The 19,028-nt window shown below is 46.4% G+C and carries 18 protein-coding genes and 1 pseudogene; 11 read left to right on the plus strand and 8 right to left on the minus strand.

Features of this window, described 5'->3' with window-relative positions; translation table 11 throughout:
* The first annotated feature begins 95 nt into the window (after window positions 1-95).
* Window positions 96-647, plus strand: a complete 552-nt coding sequence (locus tag HMPREF0581_RS01090) for a methylated-DNA--[protein]-cysteine S-methyltransferase (protein WP_009644153.1) — start codon at window positions 96-98, stop codon at window positions 645-647.
* Here the strand turns inward: HMPREF0581_RS01090 and HMPREF0581_RS01095 are convergent.
* From HMPREF0581_RS01095 to HMPREF0581_RS08190, 3 genes are read right to left on the minus strand one after another with little or no spacing between them, the layout of a single operon-like run.
* On the minus strand, window positions 598-1,491 hold the full coding sequence (locus tag HMPREF0581_RS01095) for a 4Fe-4S binding protein (RefSeq protein ID WP_036379601.1): 894 nt from the start codon (window positions 1,489-1,491) through the stop codon (window positions 598-600). The two genes, HMPREF0581_RS01090 and HMPREF0581_RS01095, sit on opposite strands and share 50 nt — an antisense overlap.
* A gap of 12 nt (window positions 1,492-1,503) precedes the next feature.
* Window positions 1,504-1,662 (minus strand): CD1871A family CXXC motif-containing protein, encoded by a 159-nt coding sequence (locus HMPREF0581_RS08675; RefSeq protein ID WP_156791965.1) that lies wholly within the window; start codon window positions 1,660-1,662, stop codon window positions 1,504-1,506.
* Window positions 1,663-1,686: 24 nt separating this feature from the next.
* A complete protein-coding gene (locus HMPREF0581_RS08190) occupies window positions 1,687-2,259 on the minus strand; it encodes a TlpA family protein disulfide reductase (protein WP_009644078.1) in 573 nt (190 codons plus the stop codon).
* Window positions 2,260-2,471: 212 nt separating this feature from the next.
* Here HMPREF0581_RS08190 and HMPREF0581_RS01105 point away from each other — a divergent pair, with 212 nt between their 5' ends.
* Together HMPREF0581_RS01105 and HMPREF0581_RS01110 are read left to right on the plus strand one after the other, a co-directional pair.
* Window positions 2,472-3,002, plus strand: a complete 531-nt coding sequence (locus HMPREF0581_RS01105; RefSeq protein ID WP_009644051.1) for an LOG family protein — start codon at window positions 2,472-2,474, stop codon at window positions 3,000-3,002.
* A gap of 22 nt (window positions 3,003-3,024) precedes the next feature.
* Entirely contained in the window at window positions 3,025-3,480 is a 456-nt protein-coding gene (locus HMPREF0581_RS01110; protein ID WP_009644060.1) for a rhodanese-like domain-containing protein, read from the plus strand.
* Window positions 3,481-3,515: 35 nt separating this feature from the next.
* Here HMPREF0581_RS01110 and HMPREF0581_RS01115 read toward each other — a convergent pair whose 3' ends face one another.
* Window positions 3,516-3,740 carry a sulfurtransferase TusA family protein gene (locus HMPREF0581_RS01115; RefSeq protein ID WP_036379604.1) on the minus strand — a complete coding sequence of 75 codons (225 nt, stop codon included), beginning with the start codon at window positions 3,738-3,740 and terminating at the stop codon, window positions 3,516-3,518.
* Between the two features lie 60 nt (window positions 3,741-3,800).
* Window positions 3,801-4,871: pseudogene (locus tag HMPREF0581_RS01125) on the minus strand (YeeE/YedE family protein).
* A 240-nt stretch (window positions 4,872-5,111) separates the two neighbouring features.
* Here HMPREF0581_RS01125 and HMPREF0581_RS08195 point away from each other — a divergent pair.
* The 3 genes from HMPREF0581_RS08195 to HMPREF0581_RS01140 are packed head-to-tail and all read left to right on the plus strand — an operon-like array spanning window position 5,112 to window position 9,820.
* Entirely contained in the window at window positions 5,112-5,657 is a 546-nt protein-coding gene (locus HMPREF0581_RS08195; protein WP_009644136.1) for a MarR family winged helix-turn-helix transcriptional regulator, read from the plus strand.
* Window positions 5,658-7,961, plus strand: a complete 2,304-nt coding sequence (locus tag HMPREF0581_RS01135) for an ABC transporter ATP-binding protein (protein ID WP_036379609.1) — start codon at window positions 5,658-5,660, stop codon at window positions 7,959-7,961.
* Window positions 7,961-9,820 (plus strand): ABC transporter ATP-binding protein, encoded by a 1,860-nt coding sequence (locus tag HMPREF0581_RS01140; protein ID WP_036379611.1) that lies wholly within the window; start codon window positions 7,961-7,963, stop codon window positions 9,818-9,820. The genes HMPREF0581_RS01135 and HMPREF0581_RS01140 overlap by 1 nt, the downstream gene beginning before the upstream one ends.
* 121 nt (window positions 9,821-9,941) lie before the next feature.
* Here the strand turns inward: HMPREF0581_RS01140 and HMPREF0581_RS01145 are convergent, their stop codons facing one another.
* A complete protein-coding gene (locus tag HMPREF0581_RS01145) occupies window positions 9,942-10,808 on the minus strand; it encodes a nitroreductase family protein (protein WP_036379613.1) in 867 nt (288 codons plus the stop codon).
* 90 nt (window positions 10,809-10,898) lie between these two features.
* Complete coding sequence (locus HMPREF0581_RS01150; RefSeq protein ID WP_036379615.1) at window positions 10,899-11,870, minus strand: aldo/keto reductase; 972 nt, start codon at window positions 11,868-11,870, stop codon at window positions 10,899-10,901.
* Window positions 11,871-11,971: 101 nt separating this feature from the next.
* Here HMPREF0581_RS01150 and HMPREF0581_RS01155 point away from each other — a divergent pair, with 101 nt between their 5' ends.
* The 3 genes from HMPREF0581_RS01155 (at window position 11,972) to HMPREF0581_RS01165 (ending at window position 15,890) form a co-directional block, all read left to right on the plus strand.
* Window positions 11,972-14,284 carry a SulP family inorganic anion transporter gene (locus tag HMPREF0581_RS01155; protein ID WP_051426874.1) on the plus strand — a complete coding sequence of 771 codons (2,313 nt, stop codon included), beginning with the start codon at window positions 11,972-11,974 and terminating at the stop codon, window positions 14,282-14,284.
* A gap of 65 nt (window positions 14,285-14,349) precedes the next feature.
* Window positions 14,350-14,958, plus strand: a complete 609-nt coding sequence (locus tag HMPREF0581_RS08200; RefSeq protein ID WP_051426875.1) for a histidine phosphatase family protein — start codon at window positions 14,350-14,352, stop codon at window positions 14,956-14,958.
* 98 nt (window positions 14,959-15,056) lie between these two features.
* Window positions 15,057-15,890: a patatin-like phospholipase family protein gene (locus tag HMPREF0581_RS01165; protein ID WP_036379617.1), complete on the plus strand. Its 834-nt coding sequence runs from the start codon at window positions 15,057-15,059 to the stop codon at window positions 15,888-15,890.
* 218 nt (window positions 15,891-16,108) lie between these two features.
* Here HMPREF0581_RS01165 and HMPREF0581_RS01170 read toward each other — a convergent pair whose 3' ends face one another.
* Entirely contained in the window at window positions 16,109-16,543 is a 435-nt protein-coding gene (locus HMPREF0581_RS01170) for a MarR family winged helix-turn-helix transcriptional regulator (RefSeq protein WP_207637004.1), read from the minus strand.
* A 198-nt stretch (window positions 16,544-16,741) separates the two neighbouring features.
* Here HMPREF0581_RS01170 and hydE point away from each other — a divergent pair, with 198 nt between their 5' ends.
* A complete protein-coding gene (gene hydE / locus HMPREF0581_RS01175) occupies window positions 16,742-17,818 on the plus strand; it encodes a [FeFe] hydrogenase H-cluster radical SAM maturase HydE (RefSeq protein WP_036379620.1) in 1,077 nt (358 codons plus the stop codon).
* A 77-nt stretch (window positions 17,819-17,895) separates the two neighbouring features.
* Window positions 17,896-19,008 carry an Ldh family oxidoreductase gene (locus HMPREF0581_RS01180; protein ID WP_036379622.1) on the plus strand — a complete coding sequence of 371 codons (1,113 nt, stop codon included), beginning with the start codon at window positions 17,896-17,898 and terminating at the stop codon, window positions 19,006-19,008.
* Window positions 19,009-19,028 lie beyond the last annotated feature (20 nt).

The following is a 19,028-nucleotide window of genomic DNA, read 5'->3' on the forward strand; positions in this document are numbered from 1 at the left end:
CTTTTCCGATATTAAGAGGTAGAGCCTCCGACACATATCTATGATATGATAGGTGGAGATGAATCCGGGATAGCGGGGATAGGAGGTGCATGAGAATGCGCATATTTTCATACGTATATGATTCGCCGATGGGATCGCTGTATCTTTGCGCAGACGACTCGAGGCTTCACGGGATTTGGTCGGATAAGGCTGAAGCAGCCGAGTATATAGACGTCGTGACTGAGAAAGGCGATGATATCATGACAGTAGGTAGGGATGATTGTCCTGACGTAATAGAGCAGACTGCAGCGTGGCTAGATAAGTATTTTGACGGTAAAATACCTGATTGTATGCCGCCGCTTCAGCTGCATGGCTCGAAATTCAGGCAGACCGTATCGCAGATAATGCTCGAGATTCCGTATGGAGAACTTACGACCTACGGTGATATAGCGAAGGATGTCGCTCTCCGTCTGGGTAAGGAACGCATGTCAGCTCAAGCAGTTGGCGGAGCTGTAGGGAGTAACGAATTTTCTATCTTGGTCCCTTGCCACCGTGTAGTTGGAAAGGATGGCAATCTAACCGGGTATGCAGGTGGTATGGATCGCAAGATATATCTGCTTAAGCATGAGGGGGTTGATTTCGAGGAGCATCACCTGTATGTAAGATGATTTTGCCGCTCACAGTCCAGTTAATGGCGCCCGTAGGGCAGATGCTCCTGCACTTGCCGCAGCGGATGCACTCTGTGCTGTTGATGTTATCCGGTACATTGACCTGCATATCGCAGTTGGTCTCGCACTTCATGCAGTTGATACAGCTGTTGTCGTCGACCTCCAGCTGCAGCACGCTGAAGCGGTTGAACAGCGAGTAGACAGCGCCGAGAGGGCAGACGTATTTACAAAAAGGCCGATAAATCATAGTGGATAGGATAACTGTGATCGCCAGCAGGATAACCTTCCAGTCGAAAAGTATGCCAATCACGGCACGCAGAGATTCGTTTTTGATAACCAACGGCAGGCCTGCTTCTATCGTTCCAGCAGGACAGATGAGCTTGCAGAAATAGGGCTCGGAGATTCCGAACTCATTTATCAATGCTGTTGGAAGCGCGATTACGAATACGGCGAGTATCAGGTATTTTGTGTAGCGAAGTATTTTGTCCGGCCTGCGGGGTATGTTCCGTTTGCGAACAGGAAGCTTGTGCAACAGATCCTGAAAGAATCCGAACGGACACAGAAAGCCGCATACAAATCTGCCTAGAAATGCACCTGTGATGAGCAGAAATCCCATAACGTAGTACGAGATGTGATATCTATTGCTGTTTTCAACAGCCTGTAACGCTCCGATAGGACATGCTGTCCCCGCCGCAGGGCATGAGTAGCAGTTGAGTCCCGGTGTGCAGAGTTGCTTGGACTGTCCCTTGTATATCGTGCCGCCTGCATAGTTTGTGACATGCGGGTTGGTAATAAAAGTCGACACCAGCTGTACGAGGTGGCGTCGTATATTGTTAGTCTTCATTATCACGCCCCCCTAACCGATGCCGATGCATTCAAGGCAGACGGTTGCAGCCTTGCCCACCACACTGACGACCTCGTCTCTGCCGATTCCAACTATTAACATAACGATACCAGCCGCAATCAGTGCGACCGGTACCAATCTCCTGTATCTCTTAACCATTTGAATTTCCAATCTGTAGCTGCTGATATGCGTTCTTTACTTATTAATCTTCTTGAGATGAGCTTTCACTTCATTCATGTAGAGTTCAGCCATCTCGTTGTCGTCCTTTGCCTTGAATGTCCCTACCTTAGGTTTTCCGACAAGTTTACCGTCCTTGTCAAAGAAGAAGGTCGAAGGCGTTCCGCTTACGTATTTCAACAGGCTTTTGTTTATAGAATCGCTGTTGACCAGCACTTTTGCAGTCAAGCCCTTCTGAGCTACGATATCCTTCGCCGTATCGGCAGAAACTGCGCCGTCTATGCAGACGGTTACGAACTGGACATTGGCAGGCAGTCGGCTCTTGAGCTTCTCCAGCGCAGGCATTTCCTCAATGCAGTATCCGCAGGTTGTAGACCATACGTTGACTACTGTCATGTCATAACTCTTTAGGTCATCCTGTGTGAATTTCTCTCCGCTGAGTGTAGTAGTTTTGAACTTCCTGAGATTAGCATCTGAACCGCTGTCTTTTGGATTAGAATCGCCCTTGCTGCATCCTGTAAATGATAGTATGAGTGTAAGAATCACTGCTGTTATTGCAACAAATTTGTAATTTTGTAATTTTTTATTCATATATTTTTCAATACTCCTCGTTTATTGTTAGAAATAGCTAAAATATATTATACTATACACATTTTGTATGGATTCAGTATATCATCTGAGTGATGGAATTATAATTTTTTTAAAATCGATTGTGTACTAACAAAAATATAAATAAAAAACATCATTGACCGATGGTGACGAGGGTACTAAAATTATACAATACGGTAAAGGAGAATAAAGACATGAATATAACGGTTTATTGCGGATCTCGCTTTGGCGAGAAATCCGTTTATAAAGATAGAGCTATTGAGCTTGGACACTGGATTGCAGTAAACGGGCACAGCCTTGTATACGGCGGTGGCAACGTTGGTTTGATGGGGACTGTTGCAAATACAGTTCTCAAAGGAGGAGCCAAGGTCTATGGCATTATTCCCGACTTCCTAATGGAGCAGGAGAAGGGGCATGATGGCCTCTATATTCTGGAGGTTGTAAAATCTATGCCGGAACGAAAAACTCGTATGATTAACCTGGGAGATGCGTTTATCGCGCTGCCGGGTGGCCCGGGGACTCTTGAGGAGATATCGGAGATTATCTCTCTACGCAGGCTCAACAGAGTGGATAAACCTTGCATCGTTTATAATATCGACGGATTTTATGAACCGCTCAGAAATCTAATAAGCGAGATGGTAGCGGCAGGCTTCCTGCCGAGCGAAGATTCGAGTAAGTTGGTGTTCGCAGAGAGCCTGGTTGATATAATCAAAGCGCTTTCATGATTCATTTGGAATAGGTGAAAAGATGAAGAGAAAGATATTACCGACTATAATGATTCTGGCAATAAGCATAGCACTGCTGGCAGGCTGTTCCAAGAAGGACGGAAATGACAAGAAGAATAAAGACGGATATACGCATATTTCAGGTAAGGAAGCTGCTGAATTTATCGAAAATGCAGATAAAAACAATGCAAAGATTGTCGATGTAAGAGGCGAAGTTGCTTGGGGAATGGGTCATATTCCAAAGTCGATTCCCATCTGGTATGAGGATTTCGATAAGGGAGAGGTCAAAGAGCTTCCTGACAAGGACCAACCGATACTCCTGTACTGTGATTATGGCGGTCTCAGCAAGAGAGTTGCTAAGCGCATGGTCAAACAGGGATATACTCACGTGTATGAGTTTGACGGATTAAAGGTCTGGAAGGGTAAGGTAGTCGTTTCGGACGAATATAAAGACGTCGAAGAAGCTAATCAAGGTTAGGCGTAGAATGAAGCTAACCATCACGGCGACAACAGCTACTTTTCTACCGTAATCTTCCAAGCCTTGTTGTTCTGTTTGTCGAACTCGAGTACTTTGTGGTTATGCTCTTCGCAATAGCTTGGCAGATTTACCACAGCATCAGGACAAGTAAATTCAACCTCGATAATCTGTCCATATTCGGCTTCTCCAAGAGCCTTCTTAAGCTCCATGAGCGGAAGAGGGCAGTCCATACCCTTAGTATCCAGTTTAATATTTTCCATTATTGTTCCTCCTAAAAAATCTTGGTAAATAAATATCTATATCAACTCAAGTAGTTGTTATTAGCTTCTTGTGGTTTGAGATCCTCGTACGTACAAGAGCCATGCTCCGAACCATATGCCGAGCGTAATGAATAGAAGAGCGAGCCAAGCCCGGGTTGCCAGCTGCGAGGTTGCCACCAGACCGTTTCCTATAAGGCAACCCTTAGCCCAGACAGCTCCGACACCCATGAGCATGCTTCCGATAATGGTGCGAATAACGATTTTTTTATTTGTCTTAACTATCGAAAACTCTTTGCTAATAAATGCAGTAGTAAACGACCCGAGGATGATTCCGATAATCACCAGGTTATCCCAACCGACACCGTCGGTTCTGTTATAAACCACTCATCCGATTGGCTCGGAATGCGTGTGCGTAATCATGTTGAACCACGACAGAATAGGATCTGAAATAGAGATTCCGCCATTTCTGTCGGTGAGGTTGCTGAAATAAAACGCGGTTCCCATTACAATTCCGATGAGCACAACGGTAACTTCGCGGCTCCAAATCTTCTCGCAGAAAACATGACGCAATCCCGCGTACCTCTGTGGCAGCTTGTATTTGGGCTTGTGGCTTCTGTAGTGCCTGATCATGACGACATAGAGCACGACGACAAGCGGCACGAAAACAATCAGAGGGGAGATTGGCATATCGAAGAGATCGATATCGTACACTTCTTTGAATCCCATCAGCTTCTGAGTAAATGGTTTGAAAACCCATTTATTTGTAAAAAACTCAGTTATTGCAAATACGATGAGAGACAGTATTCCGATTATTCGCCCATCACCAACCTTTACGAGAGTGCTTGTGATGCAGCCGTTCGTCATCACGGCACCGATTCCAAAGATGAAGCCTCCTATTGGCACTGCGATTAATGAGTAACAACCGAAAAATGGCGTTGTAATTACACCGCTTCCAACCAGCAGATGATATAAGACACCTTCGGTTGCGATGACTGCGAGGATTAGCACAGCGTTATAGTATTTCTTTTCAAGGTAAATATCTCGTATAGTTCCTGTCGGACAGAAGCGTCCTCTTTTGAGCAGAAATCCAAAGAGCAATCCTATAAATAAACCGGATATTTTAAATATCACAGTGCTTCTCCTTTCTGATTTCCTTTGAGATGTTATTATATAAAATTTATATACTTCTTAATATAACCATAGAGAAAATTAATACAGTATCATTGTAAATTAAACTTTTCTATTTGCAAATGGTGGATCTTTTCTGATTGACTTTGTACCTTGTGACAGCTATAATGATTTACGTTATAAATTGTTAACAGTGTTAAATATTAAGGTAGATAATAATTTTACACGTGTGGAGGAGATCGAGTGAAGGAATATCAATCAAAATTGCTGCTGCAGATGCACAGCTTTCGTAAGGTCAAATTCTGGAAACTAGTTCCGGAGCTGAGCCCAAGTGAGCATATGCTTATTAATTCATTGTGTATATGCGAATCAGGCAGGCAGAATTCCGGCAAGTGCGGGAGCTTCAGTGAGATAGCTGATCTGAAGATTTCGGACATGAAAGGCGTCAAGGTATCAGAGCTGGCAAGGAGCATTCATATACCTATGTCGGGTGTGTCTAGGATGCTGGCATCCCTCGAGGAGCGCGGTATCATCGAAAGGCGGGTGGATCTGAATGATCGCAGGAATACGCTGGTGTTTTTTACCGAGAATGGATTTAACAAGGCCAAGGAATACAGGGATGTCTTCGACAAGTACCTGGATGCTGTATTTGAGAAATTCGGAAAAGATAAGGCAACACAGCTTATGACGTTGCTCGAGGAGCTGTCGGATGTTGCCAAAGAGGAGCTCGACAAGATCCTGGATGAATCATGCGTAGAAGTAGGTAGAGAAGGTAGGAAGGATAAATAGATGAGAAAGCTTATCAAGAATCTCAAGGCATATAAGCTTGCTGTTACAGTGCTTCTGATTACACTGATAATTCAGGCGTTTGGCGATATCTCGATTCCGAGCTATATGCAGGATATGATTGATACGGGTGTGCAGAACAGGGGTGTGGAACACATTCTGCCTAGCAAGATGACTGCGGACGAATACATTGAAGCGCAGATATTTATGACTGATAGCGAGAAGGAAAGCTGGCAGGGAGCGTATGAAAAATCAGGCGACAACTACAGTCTCAAGATTAAGGGAGACAAGAAGCTGGGGAATTTGGACGATAAGCTGCTCAAACCGATAGTGCTCACATATCAGCTGGGACACATGACCGTCAAGCAGTTCAAGCAGACAGCTAAGGAGCAGCTTACGACCAATCCGCGGACGAAGGCGATTGCAGATCGTATTGACGATATGTCGGTAGAAGAGATTGCCAAGCTGCTGCATATGGACATCAAATCCTTCGAGGCCAAGGACCAGAACGGCAAGACACACACATACATCGATATGCGTCCAGTCATCCAGTCGATGATCGAGAGCGGACAGATGGATGCAGCTAAAATTAATGATTCCAAGAAACGGATGGATGAGACTATCTCTGCGGTAGGGAACAGGACGCTCAAATCGATGGGCATTGCCTATGCGACGAATGCTGCGGAGTCAGCAGGAGTTAATATCAATCAGATTCAGAGATCATACCTTTGGACGACCGGCTTCAAGATGATGTTGATGACGCTCGTCATGATGATCGCTGCTGCGCTGGCATCGTACATCGCATCGAGAGTCGGAGCAGGTGTCGGCAAGACACTAAGACATGATATTTTCAAGAAGGTAATGAGCTTTTCCAACACCGAGATGGACAGCTTCCGGACTTCATCGCTGATTACTAGAGCTACCAACGATGTGCAGCAGGTGCAGATGGTGACAACGATTATGTTGAGAATGGTGCTGTACGCGCCGGTGCTTGCGGTCTGGGGGATAGTCAAGGTGGCGCAGACAAGAGCTCAAATGAGTTACGTGATCGCCGTAGGCGTGGCGATAGTAATAGTGTTTGTAGTTACGCTGATGATAATTGCTCTGCCCAAATTCCGTATCATGCAGGAACTGGTAGATGCTCTAAATAGCGTGTCGCGTTCTATACTGACCGGAATTCCGGTCATACGAGCTTTCGGCAGGGAGCGTTCTGCCGAAGCACGTTTCGATAAGGCCAATGTAGATCTAAAGAGAACTCAGCTGTTTACTAACAGAGTTATGACATTTATGCAGCCAATCATGGTTCTGATTATGAATATACTGGGGGTAGCGATCATCTGGATTGCTTCCCATAGGATCAATACAGGTGATATGCAGGTGGGTGCTATGACAGCGTTTCTCGCATACTCAATGATGATAGTCATGGCCTTCATGATTATCACAGTTATGTCTATCATCCTTCCTAGAGCAGGCGTTGCGGCCGGCAGAATCGATGAGGTCATAAATTCCAAGTCCTCTGTGCTGAACCGAAAGGATGCTGTAGATATAAGGGAGAGTAAGGGTAGGCTGGAGTTCGATAACGTATCGTTCAGATATGCAAATGCAGAGGATGATGTAGTGTCAGGCATCAGCTTTACTGCGGAGCCTGGGCAGACGACGGCAATCATCGGCAGTACCGGTTCCGGCAAGAGCACGATTGTCAATCTGATACCCAGATTCTTTGATGTCACATCAGGAGCAATTCGTCTAGATGGCAGGGATATTAGAGATATCACAATCAATTCGCTGAGAGATCAAATTGGATTTGTTCCGCAGAAGGGAATCCTTTTCTCGGGCACTATCGATTCAAATATCAGATTTGGTAATGAGAAAGCCACAGCGGCACAGTTAGAGAAGGCGGCAGAAGTTGCGCAGGCGATGGAGTTTATCGAAGAGAAGGAAGAGAAATTTGACAGCCCTATAGCACAGGGCGGATCCAATGTATCTGGAGGACAGAAGCAGCGACTATCCATCGCGAGAGCGATTGTCAATGACCCGAAGATTATGGTTTTTGATGACAGCTTTTCAGCTCTCGATATGAAGACTGACGCCAAACTCAGAAGAGTGCTTGCCAAGTACGCAAAGGATGCTACCAAGATTATCGTCGCGCAGAGAGTCGGCACAATCATGGATGCTGAGCAGATTATCGTACTTGATGAAGGAGAGATCGTGGGCAAGGGCAGACACAAGGAGCTGCTCAAGACCTGCGAGGTATACAGGCAAATCGCTGAATCCCAGCTATCTAAGAGCGAATTGGAGGTGGAATAATGGAAGATAACAGGCAGAATCAGGGACCGGCTCCAATAAAAAGAAGGGGGCATGGTACGGGTGGCAATATGTCTTTTGAAAAGCCAAAGAATCTCGGCAAGTCGATGAAGGATATCATCCTTTACAGCGGCAGATATAAGTTTGCTATCATGATTGTAATTCTGTTTGCAGCTGCCGGAACTGTATTTCAGGTTATAGGGCCTAAGGTTATGGGGCGTGCTACGACCGTGCTGGCAGAAGGCTTGATGCACAAGATCAAAGGTACGGGTGGTATCGATTTTGACAGCATTTGGAAGATTCTGGCGATAACAGCCGCTCTGTATGGGATCAGTGCACTATGCAGCTTCATTCAGGGCTGGATTATGACCGGTGTCACACAGAAAATCGTATATAACATGCGCCGAGACATCTCCGAGAAAATCAACCGTATGCCCATGAAGTATTTTGAGAGTCACCAGTACGGTGAGGTGCTGTCGGGGATCACCAATGACGTAGATACGCTGGGGACCGGCTTGAACCAGAGCGTTACGATGATTCTCACCTCCGTTGCAACGATTATCGGCGTAATAGTTATGATGCTCACAATTTCACCGTTGATGACTCTAATCGCAGTTATTACAATTCCGGTTTCGGGTGTGCTGCTCGGAATCATCATCAAGCTGTCGCAAAAGCATTTTAAGACCCAGCAGAAGTACCTTGGAATCATCAACGGACAGGTAGAAGAAAATTTTGCAGGCCAGTTGGTAATCAAGGCATTCAACAAGGAAGCTTCCGTTGAGAAGACCTTCAACGATACTAACGATGTGCTGTACGACTCCGCGTGGAAGTCACAGTTCATATCCGGAATCATGCAGCCTGTAATGATGTTTGTTGGAAACCTCGGATACGTTGGTGTTGCTATATCCGGAGCACTTCTGGCTGTAAAAAATGTGATTGGCATTGGAGACATTCAGGCATTTATACAGTATGTGCGCAACCTGACGCAACCTCTGTCGCAGGTGTCCCAGGTAATGAATCAGGTGCAATCAATGGGAGCTGCAGCCGAGCGTGTATTCGAGTTCCTTGCAGAGGAAGAAGAGTCTCCGGATCCCGTTGATGCACTCGAAGATACAGATGTGAAGGGATATGTTGAGTTCGATCACGTTAGATTTGGATACAACCCCGATCAGGTCATCATTAAGGACTTCAGCGCAAGCGTTAAGCCCGGACAGAAGATAGCTATTGTCGGACCTACGGGTGCCGGCAAGACTACAATAGTTAAACTGCTGATGAGGTTCTACGATGTAAATTCAGGTTCGATTAAAATCGACGGCGAAGATATCCGCAGGATGAGCCGGCACGGTCTCAGAGATAATGTCGCAATGGTACTTCAGGATACTTGGCTGTACTCCGACACAATTATGGAGAATATCAGGTATGGAAATCTCGATGCGACAGATGAAGAGGTTGTCGCAGCTGCCAAGGCGGCGCGAGCGCATCACTTCATCAAGACATTGCCGGGCAGCTATAGCATGAAGCTCAACGAAGATGCGACCAACATTTCAGAGGGTCAGAAGCAGCTGCTCACAATTGCCAGGGCAATTCTTGCAGACCGCAAGCTGCTAATACTCGACGAGGCCACGTCTTCAGTCGATACACGTACTGAGGTGAGAATTCAGGAAGCGATGGACAATCTCATGAAGGGACGCACAACATTTGTAATAGCGCACAGACTTTCGACTATTAGAAACGCTGACCTCATACTGGTGATGAACCACGGAGATATCATCGAGCAGGGCACACACGACGAGCTATTGGCTCGGAACGGTGCATATGCGGATTTGTACAACTCGCAGTTTGACGAGGTGGAGGCATCATAGATAGGTGAATCGCGAGGTAAGAGGTGTGACTTTAGTCCTCAGCCGGATAAATAGCATGATATATAAAATGGCGGAGCAACAACTCCGCCATTTTATATATTCGTATTATACTTGTTCTAAACTAGATTCTGATCTTAGCTACGTAGCAAGCATTTCCGGGCAGCTTGAGATCTCTTCCTGCATCCTCAAAGCTCCACATCCTTATGTTTGCTCTAGTAGAATCGAGAACTGCATAGAAGTTGAACATCGCAATTCCGTAGTTGAGAAGTGCGTCCTCAGCAGTTGTCAACTCGTCCTTGAGTCCGATTAACGATACAATATCATCATCGACAATTACTCTGTATGGCTGACGGTTGAAGAACGACTGGGCTACAGCGATTGACAGCAGCGCATCCTCAAGCTCTGTATACAGAAGCTCCATGTTAACAGGCTCACCATACACCTTGGAGAAGAGAAGGTCGTTCATGCTGATCTTAGGAGCAGCCTTGTTCTCGCGAGTTACCATCTTGACGTTCGATGGGCTCTTGATATCGAGACGAACGTCCTTAACAGCCTTGTTGCCATGTCCAAACGCAATAAATACTGCCAGCTTCTTATCGGTCTCCACTCCGATTCCCTGTGCAGCTGCCTCTGCATCGTTAATTGTCAGCCAGCAGGCATCGAGACCTAGCTGAGTCAGCTTGAGCGTAAGACCCTGAGCGATAAATCCTGCGTTCTCCAGATAGTGAGGAGCTTCCTCTGAGAAGAGAGCCAGGTATCTAGGGGCCTGAACCGTGAAGCCGTTGTAGCCGACACTCTTGCCAACAGCATCAGCTACGTTGCCCTCTAGTATGTGAAGCTCTGTAGCGACATCGGGAAGCAGTCTTGGAACAAGTTCGTTGTATTCCGTAATCTCTGTTAGCGCAGCCGTGTCAACATCTGTATCAGCGAAATCGCGGCACGACTGGCGGCGAGATACAATCTCATCGTAATATTTTAGGTATTCCATATAATTCTCCTTTCAAGTCCATACATGGACTAATGATATCAATTTTGCACAACTAGTACAAGACGGATAATGAAGTTTATTTATTAAGTATTATAAAAATACAATGGCACGGACAGGACACACCGGCGCGCAGTAACCGCAGCGCACACACTTGTCTACGTTGATTTCGGCCAGACCGTTTTTATTCCAGAATATCGCCTCGCTGACACATCTGGCTTTGCATGTTCCGCATCCTTCGCAGTCACTCTGGTCTACCATCATGCGTTTACGGCTGATGTCAGGGTGATAGGCTCTATCCAGTCTGCTCTCAAAGTACTCGACCGCTGTATCAACCTCATCATAGCTGCCCATGCCGATCATCACTGCGTCTACCCCCTCGAGTGAGGTCACGTAATCCAGACAGTCCACGTAGTTCTCGATTAGGTTTCCACCACCAAATGCCTTCATCGTAAACACGCCAATTCCCAGCCTAGAGCATTTGTTAATGGCCTTCGCCATCTGCTCCCTGGTTCCTGATTCTTCGCCATTTCTGATACCCATGCCGGATTTATTGATGAGTGGAAAGACCACATCGCAGGAAGATATATCTGCCATTGCCATGCAGGCGTCAATATGATGGGTTGAGATACCTATAGCCTTGATAAGACCCGCGGCTTTTTTGTCCCGTAGAGCCTGCCATGCATCGGCGCGAGTCCGGAGATCATTAATCCCCCGCACCTCATGCAGCAGAAATATGTCTATCTGCTCCAGCCCCAGCTTTTCGAGGCACTCATCGACCGCAGCTGAAGCTCCGTCATATCCTGGCTCCAGCGTCTTGCTGCATATCACAGGTATCTCAAGAGAGCTGTCGGTTTTTATCTCATCCAGGGCAGGGCGCAGATATCTATACGTATCATAGTACTGCGCTGTATCGAGAAAATTTATGCCGCTTCGCACCGCATACACGATGAGCCGAGCACCTTCATCAAGCGGCAGGTTCTTTTGTGAAAAGCCCATGGTGAGGGTCCCCATTCCTACGGGTGATACGTGTATATTTGTATTTCCTAATCTAATTCTGTTCATATTATGATTTTAACACGCAATTAATGTATAATACACGTTAAGTTTGACTTCATTAGCGTGTCTGATTTTATTTAAATATATTGGAACTACAGGGGAGTTTGATGTCGTTAAAAGGGTATAATTTGCAATTCCTTAAAAAAGATATTCCTGCTGGAATTATCATAGCATTGGTGTCTATTCCGATTTCTATCGGATATTCGCTTGTTGCGGGTTTACCTCCGGTATATGGCCTGTATGGATCATTGCTGCCGATTCTCGCATATGGACTCATCACCAGTTCACCGAGATTCGTCTTTGGCGTGGATGCGGCACCTGCCGCACTGGTCGGTGGGATGCTGTATTCAATGGGCGTTGCCTTTCAGTCGGATGATGCAATCAGGCTCGTACCGGTGATCACGCTGTTGACGGCAGCTTGGATTTTGATCGCCAGACTGATAGGACTCGGCAAACTGGTAAGGTTTATATCCTCGCCGGTTATGGGTGGATTTATCACCGGAATATGCTGTACGATTATCCTTATGCAGATACCTAAACTGTATGGCGGAGACTCGGGACGTGGCGAGCTGTATGAACTGATGATTCACATTTACAATACTATGGTGACTAACGTCCACATCCCTTCGCTGATTTTGGGGGCCGGAACAATTGCAGTCATAATGATCTCCAGAAAATTCATACCGGCCGTTCCGATGAGTGCGGTAATGATGTTCATCGGGGCAGGGATTACTTATGTGATGCACCTTGAGAGCTATGGAGTAAAGCTGCTGCCTTCGGTGCGTTCAGGGTTACCCTCGCTTGCGATACCGGATCTGTCGCTTCTGCATGGCAACGTCAGAACGATGATGCTGCAGACGTTGATTATTGCAATTGTAATCATCTCTGAGACATTGCTGGCTACGAATAATTTTGCACTCAAATACGATGACAGGATAGATAACAACAGGGAGATAATTGCGTATGCAGTCGGAAATCTTGCGGGGGCACTAGTCGGATGCTGTCCGGTAAACGGCAGTGTGTCGAGGAGCAACATTGCCGATCAATTTGGTGTAAAGTCTCAGGTGATGTCCATATCCGCGGCCGCTACGATGATGCTTATTCTGCTATTTGGAACGGGCTTCATCCACCTGCTGCCGGTTCCGGTGCTCACCGGCATCGTCATCTCGGCGCTGATCAGCAGCACAGAGTTCAGTCTCGCAGCTACGCTGCACAAGGTTGATAAGACCGAATGGAAGATTTTCTATGTCGTAATGTTCACCGTGCTGATCTTCGGGACCATCTACGGAGTGTTGGTCGGCATCATCATGTCGTTCGTCACAGTTATCATCAGGGCTTCAAATCCTCCTAGGAGCAGGCTTGGATATATTCAGGAAAAGGATCAGTTCTATCCGGTAGATAGAACTACCGGGACGAGGGAAATCAAAGGAGCATTGATATATAGATTTGGCGGAGCACTGTTCTTTGCAAATGCCAATACCATCAAGGAAGAGATAGATGACCTGGTTACCGATGATATTAAGGCTGTCATAATTGAGGCCAGCGGTATCACCAGCATTGATGTCACCGCAGTGGAGAGGTTAATGATCCTCTACAACAAGTACAAGGAGCGTGGTGTCAAGCTGTTCCTGACTGAGCATTCGGGTAACCTCAACGATCAGCTGCGTGCATTCGGTGCAGAGCAGATGTTTAAGGATTACGCGATAGTGCCACATATCTATCAGGCGTTAAAATCCGTAGGGATCACCAAACCGTATGAGCTCGGCGACTGCGAGGGAGATATATGTTACCTGCCTATAAGCGGCTCGGCGGGGAGCTCGCAGATTGCTGAATTCGAGTGGGCATATGGTGACCAGGCTGAAGCTCGTATGGAAGAGGTTGCAAATTCACTCGCTGATAAGCTGATTACGCTTGAGACGGTTGATGATGAGATGATTCGTGAGGTTGAACGCAACGCTCTTGGCAGTAACTGGAGTGAGATTGATGAGGAAAAGTTCCTCGATTTCCTGGAATTTCAGTTAGCTCATCTGTTGGAATTGGGCAAAATTGACCCCGATAAGTTCCAGCGCGTGCGCGAAAAAATACTGCTGTATCATGCTAAGCTCGATTCGCAGATTAACGACAGAAACTCAGATGAGTTGGATAAGATCATCAAGACGAGAATGGTTCGTGAGGAGCAGTTTAAGAGCAGGTTCCCGGCGGCGTATCACGCATTCGCTGAGGAACGGGCAAGGCACAGGGAAATTCTTAAAAACAAGTATCCTGAGATTTTGGAGAGAATCAAGAGACTTCGTGCGGAGGGCCCGGATGCATCGCAGCCGCGTGAGAAGCCGGAACAGGACAAGAGCTCGTTCCCGGTTCTTCACGAGCTGGAACAGTTTGTTGACGGGGTCAAGGATTATTTTCACCTCAAGAACTAGCTTAAAAATTGCATTGCAGTATTTATAGAGGCTATAATTATCATGTAGCTTAAGAAAGGCAGGATATGAGACTTTATGTTCTTAGACATGGTCAGACACAGCTGAACAGTGAGCGTAGATTGCAGGGGCATATGCAGACTGAACTCAATGATGTCGGTATAGCGCAGGCTGAGATGGTTGCCTCGATACTGAATGACAATGGTATAAAGTTCGATAGGATATATAGCAGTCCACTCGAGAGGGCGATTAGGACAGGTGAAATTGCAACAGGCGTCTCAAGAGAAAGCTTCGTCATAGACCATAATCTGACTGAGATTGATTTTGGTATCAACGAAGGTCGCAAGTACGATGAACTGCAGGGTGCATCAGGCAACATCTTTCTATCGCCGGAGACATATCTGCCTCCTGAAGGGGGTGAATCACTCGAGTCGCTGCTTAACCGCATGAAGCATTTTCTGGAGAGGATGCGCGATGAAGAGTGTGAAGGCAATGTGCTGGCAGTTTCACACGGAACTGCGATCCACATGATTCTGTTATACCTTAGAGGTATGTCATTGAGCGAGCTCTGGACTGAGCACGTCGGGAATTGCAATGTGACGGTGATTGACATTGATGGCCGGGAGATGAAGATAAGAGATGATCTGCAGATAGCGACTGACAGCTGTATCAAATAACAATTGTCAGGATATGCCGCGGCAGTTTGGACAATCTGCGGCGATGATATAGTTAAAATTTGTATTATATATAAATCATATGCAGAAGGGAGTAAGACATGAGAGCAGTAATTGACGTTGGCGGAGGCACCAGGGACATCTTCGGAGCCGGAGTATTCGATTATTTCCTTGAGCACGAAGTGACATTTGACAGATGCTACGGAGTGTCGGCGGGGGGTGCCAATATCGCATCGTTTATTGCCGGACAGCAGTTCAGAAACTATGAGTTTTATACTGAGTATGCGATGCGCAAGGAGTACATGAGCTTTGATAATTTCATCAAGACCGGCTCGTATGTAGACCTCGATTATGTCTATGGAACTCTATCAAACAGCTATGGCGAGTATCCGTTAGACTACGAGGCTTTTAAGGAGAATCCCGCAGAGTTTATACTGGTGGCTACAGAGGCTAAGACCGGAGAAACGAAGTACTTCACGAAGGATGATATAAGCAAGAATAACTATGCGCCGCTCAACGCTTCAAGCTGTGTGCCTGTAGTTAACAAGCCATACGAGATAAATGACGTTGAATATTTTGACGGCGGGTTGGCTGATCCCATTCCATATAAGAAAGCGTTAGAGGACGGCTGCGATGAATTTGTAATCATTCTCACCAGACCTAGGAACGGACGTCGTGATAATGCCAAGGACAAGAGAATAGCACAGGTGCTGGCGAGACAGTATCCGAAGGCGGCAGAGCTGTTGGAAAACAGAGCAGAGCTATACAATGAACAGCTGGATGCGGTCAATTTACTTGAGGCTCAGGGCAAGGCGACGATTATCGCTCCTGATAGCATCGGTAAGCTCAAGACTCTGACCAAGGATCTTGATATGCTCAAGAATCTTTATAGAAAGGGACTTGTGGCTGCTAAATACGCAGGGCTGGACAGCTAGAGCATTGTGTCTGTTCCTGTAGAACTAAACTATACCATGAATTGGGATGCGGCCTCGCTTGTTTACTAAGGGCAGCTGTATGAAGGCATTGCCAATCGAAGCAAGGTGCATATGTAAAACAAAGCTGCGATACAACGAAAATAGACCGGAGCCAATCGGTTCCGGTCTGTTTTCGTTGATGTGCGTTTAATTTCATTTGATGTCGGTATTGTTATTTTCTACTGTTCGATTGTGTTCATAAATCTGCGCAGCAGCCTAAACAGCGTGGCAGCCTCGTCATCCGTCAGGCTTACGCAAGCGCGAATCTCCTGCGGTACAGACAGTGCCTCTTCGCGAAGAGCCATTCCCTTGTCTGTAACCTTGATGATGAGATTGCGTTCATCCTTTACAGAACGAGTTCTGGTGAGATATCCCTTAGATTCAAGCTTCTTGAGCAGTGGAGTCAGCGTTCCGGAATCCAGAAAGAGCTTGTCTCCAAGCTCCTTAACACTGAGTTCTCGGAATTCCCAGAGCACCATCATTGTGATGTACTGGGTATATGTAAGATCCAGCTTGCTTAGGAATGGCTTGTATCTGCGAGTGATCTCCTTTGAGCACGCATACAGCGGAAAGCATAGCTGTTTATCTAGCTTCAGGTTGTCATATTTGTCCATCAGTCTTCCTCCTAATTGTTCAGACACGGTATACAACATACTCTCTCAGAATATCTTGTTGTATACAATTAAATTTAGTTTATATTAGTTGCGTTAAAGTGTCAATAATTATTTATGCAAACATTCAAAAAAACAGTCATTTTCTTTTGTTGTCTTAACGAAGCATTGTGTTAGAATATTAAGGATGGGAGTAGAGAGATGAGCGAAGTGATGAAAATTGCCCGCAAGCTCGTGAAGCAGGGGTATCTTGAACACGATGAATATGCAAGGCTACTCGCAAACAGGAACGATAAAGTACGTGAGTATCTCCGCAGCACCGCGCAGGAAATTGCGATTGAAAACTATGGTCATGATATATTTCTCAGAGGCATCATCGAGTTTACAAATACATGCAGAAATGATTGTTATTACTGTGGCATTAGGAAGAGCAACGGTAAGGTTGACAGATACAGGTTGAACCCGGATCGGATTTTACACTGCTGTGAGATTGGTTACCGCATTGGCCTTCGCACATTTGTGCTTCAGGGGGGAGAGGATCCATATTTTACGGATGACCGCATGTGCGAGCTTATTAGAGGAATAAAATCAAAATACCCGGATTGCGCTATCACGCTTTCGATAGGAGAGAAGGAAAGAGAGAGCTACGAGCGTTACTTTGAAGCAGGTGCAGATAGGTTCCTACTCAGACATGAGACCGCAGATGCTGATCACTACAGCAAATTGCATCCCGAAACACTGTCGTTGGAGCATCGTATGAAATGTCTAAATACGCTCAAGGATATCGGCTACCAGATAGGAGCCGGTTTTATGGTCGGATCACCCGGACAGACCTATGATACTGTGGCAAGTGACTTCGAGTATCTTCACAGTCTCAATCCGCATATGATAGGAATTGGGCCGTTTATTCACCACGATGATACGCCTTTTAGGGACGAGCCGGATGGGACAGTGGAGATGACACTATACTGTCTCAGCATATTGCGCATCATGTTTCCAAAGGTGCTCTTACCGGCTACAACAGCGCTCGGCACTATAGATGAGAAAGGCAGGGAGAAGGGCGTGCTCGCGGGGGCAAACGTAATCATGCCAAGCCTTTCGCCGGATGATATTAGGGGGAAATACCTGATCTATGATGGCAAAGCAGGAGTCGATGATGAGGCGGAGGCAGGACGTAAGCTGCTCGATGTCAAACTCGCCAAGATAGGATACAGAACCGTTACAGAGCGTGGAGATTACAAGGGGTGGAATAGGACGCAGAATTCAATTCGGAGTTGATCGGTAATCAGTTCACGAATTGTTTCTATAGATAGTTATATTCATAGACACAGATTTATTCATTTTGGAGGTGCTTGATGGATAAAGAAACACGTCCGTATATCGCTTGGGATATCGTACAGGATTTTATGGTCAAGGCGTTTATTCAGCTTGGAGTTCCCGAAGCTGATGCTGCTATCTGTGCGGATGTCCTCATGGAGAGTGACAGAAGAGGTATCGAGAGCCACGGGGTCAATAGATTTAAGCCGATCTATGTAGATCGTATCAACAAAGGGATACTCAACCCTGTCACCAAGGTAGATATCATCAGAGAGTCTCCAACTACTGCTGTGCTGGATGCTAATGACGGCATAGGTATGGTAGCCGGCAAGATGGCAATGGATATGGCTGTCGAGAAGGCCGGGAAATACGGCACTGCGTGCGTTGCTGTTAGAAACTCCTCGCATTATGGAATTGCAGGCTATTGGTCATCGATGGCTACAGATGTGGGAATGATCGGAATTACCGGAACCAATGCCAGACCATCCATCGCACCGACCTTCGGCGTCGAAAATATGCTGGGAACCAACCCGCTGACAATCGGAATTCCGACAGACGAGGGAAATCCGTTTCTCATCGACTGTGCGACTTCAATTACGCAGAGAGGTAAGTTGGAATTCTATGAACGCACAGGTAAGGATACACCGGCAGGAATGGTAATCGGTAGAGACGGATCTGCATTGACAGATACGTCGTATATTCTCAAGGCTCTAAATTCCGGAGAGGCTGCCCTCGCCCCGCTTGGGGGAATCGGTGAGGAAATGGGCGGATATAAGGGCTACAGCTACGCGACAGCGGTTGAGCTGCTGTCGGCAGCTCTATCCGGAGGACTCTTCCTCAAGAATCTGACTTGCTTCAATGAGAATGGCGAGCTCAGACCATATCATCTTGGCCATTTCTTCATTGTCATCGACCCGGAGGCGATGACAGGCAGAGAAGTCTGCGAAAAGACTGCCGGAGACATTTTGAGAGCGCTCAGAGCTTCGCAGAAGGCTCCCGGTGAGGAAAGAATCTATACTGCAGGTGAGAAGGAATGGGATATCAAAGAATTCCGCAAAGACAAAGGTGTTCCGATGGGAGAAGCTGTACAGCGCGAGTTTATCGAGGTTCGTGACTCGCTCGGCATTAATTTTAAATTCCCGTTTGAATAGAGATATTTGAAAAGTTGTTG

This window comes from Mogibacterium timidum ATCC 33093, from assembly GCF_000525775.1.
Classification (GTDB): Bacteria; Bacillota; Clostridia; order Peptostreptococcales; family Anaerovoracaceae; genus Mogibacterium; species Mogibacterium timidum.